This is a genomic window from Streptosporangium sp. NPDC001559 (assembly GCF_042893955.1).
Classification (GTDB): domain Bacteria; phylum Actinomycetota; class Actinomycetes; order Streptosporangiales; family Streptosporangiaceae; genus Streptosporangium.
Genome location: NZ_JBIAVG010000010.1, coordinates 267,040 through 280,963, shown reverse-complemented (window position 1 = coordinate 280,963; position 13,924 = coordinate 267,040). Strand labels below are relative to the sequence as shown.

The window sequence follows — 13,924 nt, the reverse complement described above, 5'->3', positions numbered from 1 at the left end:
CCGAAGTGTGACCAGACCTGAGGCGGTTGCTTGAGCATGGTGATCGAATCCGATGACGAGCGGTCAGGGGCGAGCGGGACGCGCAACGACCTTTCCGGCCAGGTCGGGGGCAACGTCGTGCAGGCCGGAGTCATCCAGCACCTCACGTTCGCGGCCCAGGAACCGCCCGTCGCCGAGATTCCCCGGCAGCTGCCTCCCGAGCCGCGTGACTTCGTCAACAGGGTCAGGGAACTGGACGAGCTGGACCGGCTCCTCGACGAGGGCGGTGACGGTTCCGCTCCCCTGGTGGCCGTCGTCAACGGCCTCGGCGGGGTGGGCAAGAGCGCGCTGAGCCGCCGCTGGGCGCACCGGGTGCGTGAGCGGTTCACCGACGGTCAGCTCTATGCCGGCCTGGGCGACCTGCGTCACGAGGGCGGGGTCGCGATGAGCGACGTGCTCGGCGGTTTCCTGCGCGCCCTGGGCGTCCGCGAGGCGGGCATCCCCGCCGACCCGTCCGAGCGGGCGGCCCTGTTCCGTTCCAGGACAGCCGACCTGCGGCTTCTCATCCTGCTCGACGACGTCGAACACGCCGCCCAGGTGACGCCGGTGCTTCCGGCGTCCGCGAGCGGCGTCGTCGTGGTGACGAGCCACAGCAGGCTCGGCGAGCTGGTCGTCACCGGCGCGGTCCCGGTCCCGCTCGCCCCGCTCGACGAGGAGCAGGGGGTACGGCTGCTCGCGGGCGTGCTCGGCGAGGAGCGCGTCCACGCCGAACCGGAGGCCGCCGGGGAGCTGGCGCGGCTGTGCGGAGGGCTGCCGGTCGCGCTGCGGGTGGCCGCCGCCCGCCTGGCGCAGCGGCGCGGACGGCCGATCGCCAGACTGGTGACGGAGCTGACCGACGAGCGCCGCAGGCTGGAACGCCTGGCGGTAGGGGGGAAGACGATCGTGGAGGCGGTGTTCGAGACGGCCTGCCGGGCGCTGCCGTCGGGGGCGGGACGGCTCTACCGGCTGCTGGGCGCGGTCCCGGTCGCCGACCTCTCGGCCCAGGCCGTACAGGTCGTGGCGGGGGTGGGGGAGCGGGAGACGGAGGAGCTGCTGGAGCTGCTCCTCGAGGCCAACCTGCTTGAGGAGACCGCGCAGGAGCGTTACCGGTTCCACGACCTGGTCAGACTGCACGCGGCCCGGCTCGCCGAACGGGAGGAGGCCCCCGGGGAACGGGAGGCGGTGCTCGGCCGGATGGCCCGCTGGTACCGGGCGTGCGCCATGGCGGCCGACCGGGCGGTCACGAGGTCCCGGCTGCGTCTGGCTCCCGTCCCCGAGCCGGTCGAGCCCGAGGTGACGTTCTCCTCGGCGCGGGAGGCCCTGGACTGGCTGGACGGCGAGCGCGGCAACATGCTCGCCGTCCTCCGCCTCGCGGAGCGGGCCGGGTGGGACGACGTCGTCTGGCAGACGGTCGAGGCCCTGTGGGTGCTGCACCACAGCCGCAAGCACTACGCCGACTGGATCGAGGCGGGCAGGCTGGGCACCCTGGCCGCGGGCCGCCTCGGGAACCGGGCCGCGGAGGCGCGCATGCGCAACCAGACGGCCAGGGCGTTCGTCGAGCTCGGCGAGCTCGGGCCCGCGGACGAGGAGTTGCGTCTGGCCAGGTCCCTGGCCGTGGAGTCCGGCGACAGGCGGCTTGAGGCGGCGGTGCTCGAATCGCTCGGCCAGGTCGAGCTGGCCCGAGGGGCCTTCGAGGCCGCGATCGGGCACTTCACCGAGGCCCTGGCCGTCAACGAGGCGCTGGGCAGGGCCCGGGGCGCGGGGCTGCAGTCCTACCATCTGGGCCTGACCCACACCGCGGCGGGCCGTCCCCAGGAGGCGTTCGAGGCGTTCGAGCGGGCCAAGGGGCTGATCGGGGCCGAGGACGAGACCAGCCAGGCGAAGATCGACATTGAGCTGGGACTCGTCCACCGGACGCTCGGCAGGCCGGAGGAGATCGTGGAGAGGGTGACGGAGGCGGCGCACACCATGCGGGCCAGGGGCCTCCCCCTCAAGGAGGCCAGAGCCTGGGAGATCCTGGCCGGCCTCACCGCTGACATGGGAGACGAGCGGGGTTCGGAGGAGCACCTACGCCGGGCGATCGCCGTCTATCTCGACCTGGGGAAGACGGCGAAGGCCGACGAACTGGGCGGGCGCCTGCCCCCTCCGGCCCCGTCGGACTCCTGACTCACGTCCGGACGCGTAGGTCGGAGCCGAAGATGGGTAGCACGTCGAGCAGCCGGCCTGCCGAGGTCATGTTCCTGGCCACGGCCAGGACGCTGCGGCGGGTGCGGACGGTGCCCCAGGTGCCCGCTGGAGAATTCCCCGCCCACGGCCGGTCCTCGCCGCTCACGATCCTCCGACCGGGTAATCCAGGCGCTCGGGCCATCGGTGATTTTCAACGAGCACGTACCATACCGCCTGATCGTTCGGCGCAGGAAACGAGAAGAGTTCCCGCCGCCAAGTGGTTTCCCCTTTTCCGTGAACACGCTTCCCAGCGCCATATGAATGGCAGGGAAAAGAACCGCCGTTCCGGAGCGCCCCGATATGCGGCCGAGGAAGGGGGGAAGTACCGTCTGCGTGGGAGATCGGACGCCCATCACCTCGTCCGTACCGTTCAGGGGACCGAATGAACAAGCTGTCACTGACCGCACTGGCCTCCCAGCAGCTCGACCTCGCCCGTGCCGCGTCGAGCGGGCGCAGCGCGCACACCGTGTACGGCGGGCACGAGCACTCGCTCCGCCAGACGCTGATCGCGCTCGACGCCGGACAGCGGCTCGGCGAGCACGAGAACCCCGGTGAGGCCACCGTGCACGTCCTGCGGGGGCGGGTCCGGCTGAGCGCGGGCGACGACTCCTGGGACGGTTTGGCCGGTGACCTGCTGATCGTGCCCGACGCCCGGCACGACCTTGAGGCTGTCGAGGCAGCCGTCGTCCTGCTCACCGTCTCCCTCAACCGCCAGAGCTGGGACGCCTGAGAAAAAAGTTCGCCCGCCGTGTCGATCCGCCGTCACGCCGTTCGACCTGTGGGTGAGAGGGCCGAAGGACGGCCCCGACAGCGGAGGAGACCGGAGATGGCGAAGTACATGCTGATCATGAGGGGCACGGACGAGAGCCTCGCCGAGATGATGAACACGCCCTTCGAGGAGATGCTCGAAACGGTCGGGCGTTTCAACGACGAGTTGATCAAGGCGGGCGTGCTCGTCGCCGCGGAGGGGCTGGACGACCCGGCCCAGGGCGTTGTCGTCGACTTCAGCGGACAGACGCCGGTGGTCACCGACGGCCCGTACGGCGAGACGAAGGAGCTGTTCGGCGGCTTCTACCTGATCGACGTGGCCTCCAAGGAGGAGGCGGTCGAGTGGGCCAGGCGGATCCCCATGATGGCCGGCTCCAAGTGTGAGATCCGCCGGGTGCCCGGCATCGACGAGTTCCCCCAGGACAACGAGTGGGTCGCCAAGGAGCGGGCGTGGCGCGAGCGGACCGGCCAGCTCTGACCACAGGGACATGCACAGAAGATGAGCGCAAAAGATGAGCACGGAAACGGTCGGTGAGCCGGTACGGCGGGTCGTCGAGGCCGTCTGGCGGATCGAGTCGGCCAGGATCGTCGGCGCTCTGGCCCGCTACACCGGTGACTTCGCGCTGGCCGAGGACGTCGCGCAGGAGGCGGTCGCCGAGGCGCTCGTCACCTGGTCGCGCGATGGCACGCCGGACAACCCGGTGGGCTGGCTGCTGACGACCGCGCGGCGGCGCGCCATCGACGGCTTCCGCCGCGGGGCGGCGCTGGGCGAGCGCTACGCCATGCTCGCCGGGCAGCTCACCGAGGGGGAGGCCACCTCGGGCGCGCGGGTCCCGCCGGACCGGGACGACCTGCCGTGGGATCCAGAACGGATCGACGACGACGTCCTCGCGCTGATGTTCGTGGCCTGCCACCCGGTGCTCTCCCCGGAGGCACGGGTGGCCCTGACCCTGCGCGTGGTCGGCGGCCTGTCGAGCGAGGAGATCGCCAGGGCGTTCCTGGTTCCCGTGCCGACGGTCCAGGCGCGGATCACCCGGGCGAAGAAGACGATCGCCGCGGCGGCGGTGCCGTTCGAGCTGCCGCCGCCGGAGGATCGGCGCGAGCGGCTCGGCGGCGTCCTGGGCGTGCTCTACGTGATCTTCACGGAGGGCTCGACGGCGACGGCCGGTGACCACCTGCTGCGCACCGACCTCGCCTACGAGGCGATCCGCCTGGCCAGGACGCTGACCGCGTTGCTGCCGGCCGAGCCGGAGGCGCACGGGCTGCTCGCCCTGTTCGAACTCACCGCCGCGCGTTTTCCCGCGCGCACCGGTCCCGACGGGGAGGCGGTGCTCCTGGAGGACCAGGACCGGCGGTTGTGGGACCGCTCGGCGATCCGCCGGGGCCTGGCCGCCCTCACCCGCGCGGCGGGGGCCGGGCGAGGGCTCGGGCCGTACGGGCTCCAGGCGGCGATCGCCTCCTGCCACGCGTCGGCCCCCTCGGTCGCGGAGACCGACTGGAGACGGATCGTGATCCTCTACGAGGCGCTCGGCCGGGTGGCGCCCTCACCCGTCGTGGAGCTCAACCGCGCGGTCGCCGTCGCGATGGCGGACGGGCCGGGGCAGGCGCTGGACATCGTGGACGACCTGGCCGTCGCCGGTCGCCTGCCGGGTTCGCACCTGCTGCCCGGTGTGCGCGGCGAACTGCTGGCCAGGCTCGGCAGGGCCGCCGAGGCACGCGCCGAGTTCGAACTGGCCGCCCGCCTGTGCGGCAACGTCCGCGAACGGTCTGTACTGCTGAGCAAGGCGGCGGCGCTGCGGGGGTGACCAGGTCCGCCGGGGGCGCTCAGGCGGCCAGCCGGGTGCCGCGGCGCCAGACGGCGCGGATGTCCAGGGTGGCGGAGACGTCGGTCGTGGGGTCGCCGTCCACGAGGAGCAGGTCGGCGCGGGCGCCCACGGCGATCCTGCCCCGGTCGGTGAGGCCGAAGCGGCGTGCCGTGACGCTGGTCGCGGCACGCAGCGCCTCGACGGGCGTCAGCCCGGCCTGGACGAGGTAGCGCAGCTCACGGTGGAGGCTGGCGCCGTGGGCGACACCGCCGAGGAAGGGCAGCGGGAAGGCGGCGTCGGTCCCGGCGAGGATGTCCACGCCCGCGGCGCGCAGGGCGCCGACCGTGTCCAGGACGTCCTCCAGCCTGCCCTGGGGGTAGTGGCCGTAGCAGCCGCGCAGCGTGGTGAGCCAGGCCTCGTCGAGACGGGAGCCGACGCGCGGGTCCTCGGCGAGGTCGGCTCCGGTGATCCCCGTCATGGAGGCGTTGAGGACCACGCAGGGGACGACGAACGCGCCGGAGCGGGCGATGAGATCGATGATCTCGTCGTCGTGAGGCCGGTCCATGAACAGGTGGGCCAGGCCGTCGACACCCGCCTCGACGGCCATGCGCGTCGCCTCGACGGTGAGGACGTGGGCGAGGGTGAGCATCCCGTGCCGGTGGGCCTCGGCGACCCCGGCGTTCAGGGTCGCCTGGTCGAGCATGGGCAGGCCCGGGTGGCCCTCGACCGTGCCGTCGTCGACCATGAACTTGATGTAGTCGGAACCCGTCTCGACGAGCTTCGGCACGAAGTCCCTCGCCTCCTCGGGGGTGGTCGAGAACGGCTTCACCGGGGCCTGGCCGCCGGTCGGCCCGTCACCGCCGAAGCGTGTGCCCGGCGGGAACAGCTCGCTGGGGTGGCCGCCGGGCGGGGTGATGGCGAACCCCGCGGAGCGCACGTCGGCGAGGGCGTCGTCGTCGCGGAGGCGGGCCCTGTTGGGCTTGGTCCACAGCCCCTGCATCTCCAGTTCGGTCGTGACCCCGAACCTCAGCGCGAACGCCAGCGCCTGCTCGGAGGTGTGGGCGTGGGCGTCGATCAGGCCGGGCAGCAGCGTCCCGCCACTCGCGTCGACGACGTTCGCCCCGGCGGGCACGTCGCCTCCGACGGCGGTGACGACCCCGCCGCCGATCACGACGGTGGTCTCCCGCAGGACGTGTTCGCCGTCGAAGACGCGGGCGTTGGTCACGGCGGTCATGGACACTGTTGCCTCCCTGGGCGGTGCGGGCGGCCTGGTGCCGCCCATGCCCAAGAAAATACATGACCAATAGCATGCATGTGCGTGTTGTAACGCATATGTATGTTTGTTCGTCAGGACGGTTAGGATGTCTCCATGACCAGCGGTGACGACATGACCCCGGAGGAGGAGGCCCTCCTCGACGGCATCGGGCCCATCTTCGCCCGGCTGCGGCGGCGCGTGCCCGCCTCACGCAGGGACGCCTCCCGCAACATGGTGCTCAACATCGTCGCCGACAGCCGCGACGAGATGACCGTCGGCGGCGTCGCCGAGGAGCTCGGGGTCGACCAGTCGGTCGCCAGCCGCATGGTCTCCGACTGCATCTCCTCCGGATACCTGCTGCGCGCCGCCTCGCAGGAGGACGGCAGACGGACCGTGCTCCAACTCACCCAGGAGGGCGCCGACCTGCGCGAGTGCTTCGTCAAGGGGCAGCGCGAGGCGTTCGAGCAGATCACCGAGGGCTGGCCGAGGAGGGAACGGCTCCAGTTCGCCAGACTGCTGCTCAGATACGTCGACGACGCGGCCGGCCTGCGCGGGCGGGAGCGCGCCTAGGTCCTGTTTCGAAGTCCGGTGTGTCGGGATCGCTAAGTAAGTGAGGTCTCCGGTAGATGGGTTGATCGACCAAGAACAACCAGTACCGGAGACCTCGTGGCCACTCTAGTGGTGTCGCGGCGGTTCGATCTGAGCGATGAGCAATGGGCGCGGCTGGAACCACTGCTGCCTGCGCCCGTCCGATCGGGTCGGCCGTCTGTGTGGACGAAGCGGCAGCTCATCGATGGGATCCGGTGGCGGGTCCGGGTCGGGGCGCCCTGGCGCGACGTCCCGGAGCACTACGGCACCTGGCAGGCGGTGTACTCGCTGTTTCGCCGGTGGCAGCGGGCCGGGATCTGGGCGAGGATCATCACCAAACTGCAGGCCCGGGCGGATTCCGCAGGCCGCATCATGTGGGAGATCAGCGTGGACTCCACGACCGCCCGCGCTCACCGGCACGCCGCCGGAGCGCGATCCGCCCCGCAGAAAGAGCCGGCGGGCGGCGTCGTCCCCGAACCGGCCGATCACGCTCTGGGACGTTCCCGGGGCGGGTTCACCACCAAGGTTCACCTGGCCTGCGAGCAGGGCCAAAAGGTGATGTCGCTGCTGGTGACGGCCGGGCAGCGTGGTGACTCGCCGCAGTTTCGCAACGTGCTGGAGAAGATCAACGTTCCAAGGATCGGGTCCGGCCGTCCCCGCACCCGGCCTGACCGGGTGCGGGCCGACAAGGCCTACAGCTCCCGCGCTAACCGCGCCTACCTGCGCAGACGCGGCATCCCCGCAACGATCCCCGAACCTGCCGACCAGATCCGCCACCGCAAGAGGCGCGGCTGCGCCGGTGGCCGCCCGCCGTTGTTCAGCCGCGAGGACTACCGCGCTCGTCACGCCGTCGAATGCGGCATCAACCGGCTCAAACGCCATCGCGGCGCCGCCACCCGCTACGACAAACTCGCCGCCCGTTACGAGGCCAGCCTTCACATCGCCATCATCAACGACTGGCTGCTGACCTCACTTTGAGACAACTCCTAGCCGTGCCCCCGCGTCAGGAGGCGGGGTAGTCGGCGCTGAGGGTGAGGTCGCGCCAGGTGTCGAAGGTGGTCCTGAGGGTGCCGAGGCGGGCGGAGGCCACGTCGTAGGCGGCCCTGCCCAGCAGCAGGCGCAGCGGCGGCCGCTCCGACCCGACGGCGGTGATGATCGCCTCGCTCGCGCGGACCGGGTCGCCGGGCTGCCTGCCGTACGTGGCGAGGGTCGAGGCCCGTCGCGCGCCCGCCGTCTCCGCGTAGTCGTCGATGCTCACCTCGGCCAGCGCCGCGACCTCCTCCCGGCGCAGGCCCGCGACCCGGCGGCGAGGGCCGTACGGTATGCCCGCGTCCTCGGGGCTCAGGCGTTCGCGGCGGGTGCGCAGGAACCGGCCGAGCGGGTTGTCCCGGGCCGTGACCGCGCCCGTGGTCTCAGGGTCCATGTCTTCGAGGCTAGGCCCGGCGCCGGGGAGGCAGAAGACCTGAAGGGGGCCGCGGCACTCCCACCCTGACGGCTGTCAGGCCACCCAGTTCCGTACGGCGGGGGCGTACCCGGCGGGCTTGTCCCCGACCTTGACCCCCGGGCTGACCAGGTCGCCCTGGTACTCCGGGGTGAACATGCCGTAGACCAGCGGAGGCGTCACGGCGCTCGCCTCGTCGAGGACGGCGCGCAGCTCCTGCGGGATCTCGAAGCCGAGGGCGGCCATGGTGCCGTCGAGTTGCCGCACGTCGCTCGCCCCGACGATCGCCGAGGCGATCCCGGGCTGGGTGGCGACCCAGTTGACGGCGACCTGGGCCGTCGTCACCCCGAGCTCGGCGGCGACCTTCTCGGCCGCCGTCAGGATCCGCCACTCCCGGTCCGTCCACGACCGCCAGGCGGAGCCCGACCGGTCGAGCCTGCCCGGCCCGGCCAGACCCTGCCCGTCGCGCCGGTACTTGCCGGTCAGGAAGCCGCCGCCGAGGGGGCTCCACGCCGTGATGCCGACTCCCAGGTCGCGTCCCATCGGGACGTGTTCGAACTCGATCGCCCGGTCGATGAGGGAGTAGGGCAGCTGCACGCAGAGCACCGGGGGGAAGGCACCGGTATCGGCGAGGGTCTGGGCCCGCGCCGCGTACCAGGCGGGCACGTCGGACAGGCCCGCGTAACGGATCTTCCCAGCCCTGGTGAGGTCGTCGAAGGTCCGCATGACCTCCTCGACGGGGGTGATCCGGTCCCAGGTGTGCAGCAGGAACAGGTCGATGTGGTCGGTGCGCAGGCGGCGCAACGACGCCTCGACCGCCCTGATCATGTGCTTGCGGCCGTTGCCGCCCGCGTTCGGGTCTCCGGGTTCGACACTGTTGGTGAACTTGGTGGTGAGCACCACCCTGTCGCGCACCCCGGCCTCGGCGATGAGATCGCCGAGGATGGTCTCGCTCTCTCCGGCGGTGTAGAAGTCGGCCGTGTCGATGAGGTTCCCGCCCGCCTCCAGGTAGCGGCGGAAGACGGGGCGGATCTCGTCCCGGGCCTTGCCGTACGCGGCGTGGAAGCCGCCGGTGCCGAAGTTCATCGTGCCGAGCGCGAGCCTGCTGACCCGCAGTCCGGAACGTCCGAGCAGGTAGTACTGGTCGAGAGACATGGGGGTCCTCCCCGTTCTGAGATGGGCGGGTGGTTTCCCGACCCACCTTGCGTGGCATAAAATGGACTGTCAAGTCCAAAATCTGCGCGATAATATGGACTGAAAAGTCCAATCTGGAGGTGGTCATGCCCACGCTGACCCGCAAGGGGGCCGCGACCCGGCAGCGCATCCTGGACGGCGCCGCCGCGCACATCCGCGAGTTCGGCGTGGCCGCGACGACCCTCGACGACGTGCTGTCCAGGACCGCCACCAGCAAGAGCCAGCTGTTCCACTACTTCCCCGGCGGCAGGGAGGAGCTGCTGCTGGCCGTGGCACGCCTGGAGGCCGACCGGGTGCTTGAGGACCAGCGGCCCCAGCTCGGCGACCTCACCTCCTGGCCCGCCTGGCGGTCGTGGCGCGACACCGTCGTCGAGCGTTACCGCAGGCAGGGTGGCCTGTGCCCGCTCAACGCCGTCACCTCGCACCTGGGCGAGGGCACCCCCGGCGCCCGCGCCGTGGTCACCGGGCTGATGGGCCGCTGGCAGGCCGAGCTCGCCGCCGGCGTACGGCACATGCAGGGCACCGGCGAGATCGACCCCGCCGTCGACCCCGACCGCGCCGCGGCGGCCCTGCTCGCGTGCGTCCAGGGCGGCGTGCTGATCCAGATGTCCACCGGCGAGACCACCCACCTGGAGGCCGCCCTCGACATGGGCATCGCCAGCCTGCGCGCGGGCGCCTTCCCCGCGAACTGACGGGCATCCCCCGAACAGGGGATGCCCGCGAACCCCGTCCCGGCGGGATGTGGCCACCCGCGGCCGAACCTACGTTGAGGGAAACGCACCCCCCTCACCAAGGAGTAACCGTGGGTTCGCACAACAGCGTCACCGAGCTCAACGAGTTGTTCGTCGAGGCCATGAACGCCGGGGACCTCGACCTGGCCGTGTCCTGCTGGGACGAGGACACCGTCTTCCAGACCGCGCCGGGGACGGAGCCCGTCCGGGGACTGCCCGCCCTGCGGGAGGCGCTCCAGCGGTTCATCGACACCAAGCCCCACCTGACGATCGAGGAACTGCACCGGGTCGAGGCGGGGGACGTCGCCCTGGTCGCGCTCAGATGGCACCTGACCGGGACCGGCCCCGACGGGGAGCCGATCGAGATGGGCGCCGTGGACAGCAACGTCTTCTGTCGCCAGACCGACGGCACCTGGCGCATCCGCATCGACAACCCCTTCCACTCCCAGCACATCGGCTTCTGACATGACCACGACCGAAGCCACCACGGGGGGACGGCTCGTGCTGGCCGCCCCGCGGCCCCTGCTGATCGGCGGCGAGGAGGTCCGGGCCACCCGGACCTTCCCCGCCGTCGACCCCAGCACCGGCCGCGTCTGGGCGCAGGTCGCCGAGGGTACGGCGGGCGACGTGGACCGCGCGGTCGCCGCGGCCAGGAGCGCCTTCGACACCTGGCGGCGGACCTCGCTCGACACCCGGCAGGCCCTGCTGTGGGCCGTCGCCGAGCGGCTGACCCAGGACGCGGCACGCTGGCCCGCCCTGCTCGCGACCGAGAACGGCAGAGCCATCCGCGAGGGCGGCCTGATCGACGTGCCGACGGCCGCGGAGATCTTCCGGTTCTTCTCCGGCGTCGTCCGCGACCTGCACGGGCGGACCGTGCTCTGCGGCCCCGGCGCCCACGTCTCCACCACGCCGCGCCCGCTCGGCGTCGTCGCCGCGATCGTCCCGTGGAACTCGCCGCTGATCTCGGTGGCGCACAAGCTGGCGCCCGCCCTGGCCGCGGGCAACACCGTCGTGGTGAAGCCGTCGGAGCTGGCCTCGGTCAGCACGGTGGAGTTCGTCCGGCTCGTGCAGGACCTGTTCCCGCCCGGCGTCGTCAACGTCGTCACCGGGTTCGGCCCCGAGGCAGGGCACGCGCTCGTCTCACACCCCGACGTCGCCAAGGTCAGCTTCACCGGCGGCACCGAGACCGGGCGCCGCATCCTCGGGGGCGTCTCTGAGCGGCTGGTCCCGGCGCTGATGGAACTGGGCGGCAAGGGGGCCATGGTGGTCTGCCCGGACGCCGACCTCGACACCGTCACCGAGGACGTGCTCACCGGCATCTTCGCCGCCAACGGCGAGGTGTGCTTCGCCTCCTCACGGCTCATGGTGCACCGGGACCGCTACGACGAACTCCTCGAAAGGGTCGTCGCCCGCGCCGAGTCGATCGTCGTCGGCGACGCCCTCGACCCGGCCACCCAGCTCGGCCCGCTGGTGACGGCCAGGCACCGCGACCTGGTCGCCGCCAGGGTGCGGGCCGCGCTCTCCGAGGGAGCGGGGCTCAGGGCGGGCGGGCACGTCCCGGAGATGCCCGGCGAGCTGGCCGGGGGCAGCTACTACCGGCCGACCGTCCTGGCCTCCCCGGACGGCACGACCAGCGCCTCGTGCGAGGAGTTCTTCGGCCCCGTGCTCACCGTGGAGTCCTGGACCTCGGAGGAGGAGGTCGTCGAACGGGCCAACCGGGTCGCCTTCGGGCTGGCCAACGGGGTGTGGAGCACCGACCTCGCCCAGGCCTACCGGCTGGCGGACCGCCTCGACTCCGGGATGGTCTGGATCAACACCTGGTTCGCGACACCGCTCGGCCAGCCGCAGGGCGGCGTCAAGGCCAGCGGCTTCGGCAGGGAGGGGGCCACCTCGACCCTCCTGGAGTACACCTCGACCAAGGTCGTCCACGCCAGCCTCGACACCGCCCGTCCACCGATGTGGACCTGAGACCCTTCAGAACAGATCGACCAGGAAGACAGGCACCACCATGCGCTTCGACCTCGACGAACACAGCGCGCAACTGGCCGAGCTCGGCGCGAGACTCGCCGCCGGGTTCGCCCCCCACGCCAGGGAGCACGACCGCGACCGCAGCACCGCGACGGAGAACCTCGCCAAACTGCGCGAGGCGGGCCTGTACGGCGTCGCGCTCCCGCGCGACCTCGGCGGCCTCGGGGCCAGGACGACCCAGTGGCTGGCCACCGTCGAGGCGCTCGCCAAGGGCGACGCCTCGACCGCGCTCGGCTTCAACATGCACTACGTGGCCACCCGCATCATCGCCACGCTCGACGCCGTACCGGCCGACGCCAAGAAGCGGGTGGCCGACCTGGTGGTCCGGGACGGCGCGCTGATCTGCGCGCCGCTGTCCGAGCCGTCCGCGTCGAGCCTGCTGCCCGCCACCTACATGCCCACCCTCTCCGCGCGCCGGGTGCCCGGCGGCCTGGAGGTCAGCGGCACGAAGATGTTCGCTTCCTTGTGGGAGGCCAGCGACTACGCCTTCATGTTCGCCCACCCGGAGTGGGCGGACGACCCGACCCACGTGGTCGGCTTCCTGATGCCGACCCGCCAGGACGGCGCGATCACGGTCACCGACGACTGGGACACGCTGGGAATGCGCTCGACCCGCAGCAACCAGGTCCGCATCGAGGGGGCGTTCGTGCCGGACGACCTCGTCCTGTGCGAGTTCGACGACTTCCTCGGCAACTGGATCGTGGCCCAGGCCCACATCGCGTGGGGCGGCTACACCGGCGTCTACCTCGGTGTCGCCGAGGCGATGGCGGAGTGGCTGCAGAACGCCCTCGGGACGCGCACGGCCAAGGGCCACGCCCAGCCGATGGGCTACCACCCGACGATCAGCACCGCGATGGGGCACATCGCTGCCCAGATCGAGGCGGCCAGGCTGATGATGTACCACGCGGCCTGGGAGGCCGACGAGAACAGCGGGCCGAGCCTGAACACCTGCGCCGCGTTCCTGCGGGCGAAGCTGATGGTCGGCACGGCGATTCACACGATCTCCACGCTCGGCACGACGGCGGGCGGCCTCAACTCGCTGATGCGGGCCAAGGGCTACGAGCTGATGCTGCGGGACGCCATGACCGGCCCGATCATGCCGCCCAACGCGCTGGCGTGCGCCGAGATGGCCGGGCTGATCTCGATGGGGCTCGACCCGGGCCAGGCACCGGCCCTGCGCACGGCGTCATGAACGGGACCACCTCGTGCGAGCCGTCGACCGAGCCGACTCCCGAGGCCTTCAGATCGGCGTGCGCCCAGTTCCCCACCGGGGTCGTGGTCGTCACGACGACCCTGGACGGCACGCCGTACGGCAGCACCGTCAACGCCTTCACCTCCCTCACCCTGCACCCGCCCCAGGTGCTGGTCTGCCTGGCGGCGACCTCCCGCACCTGGTCGGCGATCGAACGCTCCGGGGTGTTCGCGGTGAACGTGCTCTCCTCGGGGCAGGCGGCCACGGCCCGGCTGTTCGCCTCGAAGGACTCCGACAAGTTCGAGCACGTGGACCACGTCCCCGGCGTGGTCGGCGCGCCGCTGCTCGCCGGGACCACGGCGAGCTTCGAGTGCCGCCTGGCGGGGACACTGCGCAACAACTCACACTGGATGCTCATCGGGCGGGTGGTCTCACTGGCCGCCGAACCCGAGCGTGAGCCGTTGCTCTTCCTCCACGGCCGTCTGGCCGGATGACGGCCCCGGCGGACCCGGCCGGACAGCGACCCGCCGGACCCGGCCGGACGACGGCCCGCCGGGCGCGGGTCCGCTGAGCGGACCCGACGCTTGGCGGCCACGGCCGTCCTCCTGGAAGGTGGGAGGAAGCCGGTCCGGGCGGGACGCCTCGGCGGGCCGCCCGGCCGAGCGTGTCGAGAGTGGA

General features: G+C 71.9%; 15 protein-coding genes. 11 read left to right on the top strand and 4 right to left on the bottom strand.

Annotation, left to right across the window (positions count from 1 at the left end; genetic code table 11):
- The first annotated feature begins 36 nt into the window (after positions 1–36).
- Entirely contained in the window at positions 37–2,184 is a 2,148-nt protein-coding gene (locus ACFYY8_RS23510) for an NB-ARC domain-containing protein (RefSeq protein WP_390044220.1), read from the top strand.
- A gap of 1 nt (position 2,185) precedes the next feature.
- On the opposite strand, the gene ACFYY8_RS23505 is transcribed toward ACFYY8_RS23510, so the two are convergent.
- The gene (locus ACFYY8_RS23505) at positions 2,186–2,350 is read right to left on the bottom strand and encodes a hypothetical protein (RefSeq protein ID WP_390044218.1); all 165 of its coding nucleotides are present in this window, start codon (positions 2,348–2,350) and stop codon (positions 2,186–2,188) included.
- Positions 2,351–2,626: 276 nt separating this feature from the next.
- On the opposite strand from ACFYY8_RS23505, the gene ACFYY8_RS23500 reads away from it, so the two are divergent.
- The 3 genes from ACFYY8_RS23500 (at position 2,627) to ACFYY8_RS23490 (ending at position 4,817) form a co-directional block, all read left to right on the top strand.
- Positions 2,627–2,974, top strand: a complete 348-nt coding sequence (locus ACFYY8_RS23500; protein ID WP_390044216.1) for a cupin domain-containing protein — start codon at positions 2,627–2,629, stop codon at positions 2,972–2,974.
- A 96-nt stretch (positions 2,975–3,070) separates the two neighbouring features.
- Positions 3,071–3,490 carry a YciI family protein gene (locus tag ACFYY8_RS23495; RefSeq protein ID WP_390044214.1) on the top strand — a complete coding sequence of 140 codons (420 nt, stop codon included), beginning with the start codon at positions 3,071–3,073 and terminating at the stop codon, positions 3,488–3,490.
- Positions 3,491–3,524: 34 nt separating this feature from the next.
- Positions 3,525–4,817: an RNA polymerase sigma factor gene (locus ACFYY8_RS23490; protein WP_390044211.1), complete on the top strand. Its 1,293-nt coding sequence runs from the start codon at positions 3,525–3,527 to the stop codon at positions 4,815–4,817.
- Between the two features lie 19 nt (positions 4,818–4,836).
- Here the strand turns inward: ACFYY8_RS23490 and ACFYY8_RS23485 are convergent, their stop codons facing one another.
- Positions 4,837–6,051 carry an amidohydrolase family protein gene (locus ACFYY8_RS23485; RefSeq protein ID WP_390044208.1) on the bottom strand — a complete coding sequence of 405 codons (1,215 nt, stop codon included), beginning with the start codon at positions 6,049–6,051 and terminating at the stop codon, positions 4,837–4,839.
- A gap of 135 nt (positions 6,052–6,186) precedes the next feature.
- Here ACFYY8_RS23485 and ACFYY8_RS23480 point away from each other — a divergent pair, with 135 nt between their 5' ends.
- Entirely contained in the window at positions 6,187–6,642 is a 456-nt protein-coding gene (locus tag ACFYY8_RS23480; RefSeq protein ID WP_390044206.1) for a MarR family winged helix-turn-helix transcriptional regulator, read from the top strand.
- Between the two features lie 111 nt (positions 6,643–6,753).
- On the top strand, positions 6,754–7,638 hold the full coding sequence (locus ACFYY8_RS23475; RefSeq protein ID WP_390044356.1) for an IS5 family transposase: 885 nt from the start codon (positions 6,754–6,756) through the stop codon (positions 7,636–7,638).
- A gap of 25 nt (positions 7,639–7,663) precedes the next feature.
- Here the strand turns inward: ACFYY8_RS23475 and ACFYY8_RS23470 are convergent, their stop codons facing one another.
- Positions 7,664–8,083, bottom strand: a complete 420-nt coding sequence (locus ACFYY8_RS23470) for a hypothetical protein (protein WP_390044204.1) — start codon at positions 8,081–8,083, stop codon at positions 7,664–7,666.
- Positions 8,084–8,158: 75 nt separating this feature from the next.
- Positions 8,159–9,256 carry an aldo/keto reductase gene (locus ACFYY8_RS23465; protein WP_390044202.1) on the bottom strand — a complete coding sequence of 366 codons (1,098 nt, stop codon included), beginning with the start codon at positions 9,254–9,256 and terminating at the stop codon, positions 8,159–8,161.
- 125 nt (positions 9,257–9,381) lie between these two features.
- Between ACFYY8_RS23465 and ACFYY8_RS23460 the strand changes: the two genes are divergently transcribed.
- The 5 genes from ACFYY8_RS23460 to ACFYY8_RS23440 all read left to right on the top strand — a co-directional run bounded on the left by ACFYY8_RS23460 (position 9,382) and on the right by ACFYY8_RS23440 (position 13,740).
- Positions 9,382–9,987 (top strand): TetR/AcrR family transcriptional regulator, encoded by a 606-nt coding sequence (locus ACFYY8_RS23460; RefSeq protein ID WP_390044200.1) that lies wholly within the window; start codon positions 9,382–9,384, stop codon positions 9,985–9,987.
- Between the two features lie 110 nt (positions 9,988–10,097).
- Positions 10,098–10,490 carry a YybH family protein gene (locus ACFYY8_RS23455; RefSeq protein WP_390044198.1) on the top strand — a complete coding sequence of 131 codons (393 nt, stop codon included), beginning with the start codon at positions 10,098–10,100 and terminating at the stop codon, positions 10,488–10,490.
- Position 10,491: 1 nt separating this feature from the next.
- Positions 10,492–11,994 carry an aldehyde dehydrogenase family protein gene (locus ACFYY8_RS23450; protein WP_390044196.1) on the top strand — a complete coding sequence of 501 codons (1,503 nt, stop codon included), beginning with the start codon at positions 10,492–10,494 and terminating at the stop codon, positions 11,992–11,994.
- A gap of 40 nt (positions 11,995–12,034) precedes the next feature.
- Positions 12,035–13,246 (top strand): acyl-CoA dehydrogenase family protein, encoded by a 1,212-nt coding sequence (locus ACFYY8_RS23445; protein WP_390044194.1) that lies wholly within the window; start codon positions 12,035–12,037, stop codon positions 13,244–13,246.
- Positions 13,243–13,740 carry a flavin reductase family protein gene (locus tag ACFYY8_RS23440; RefSeq protein WP_390044192.1) on the top strand — a complete coding sequence of 166 codons (498 nt, stop codon included), beginning with the start codon at positions 13,243–13,245 and terminating at the stop codon, positions 13,738–13,740. Before ACFYY8_RS23445 ends, ACFYY8_RS23440 begins: the two co-directional genes overlap by 4 nt.
- Positions 13,741–13,924 lie beyond the last annotated feature (184 nt).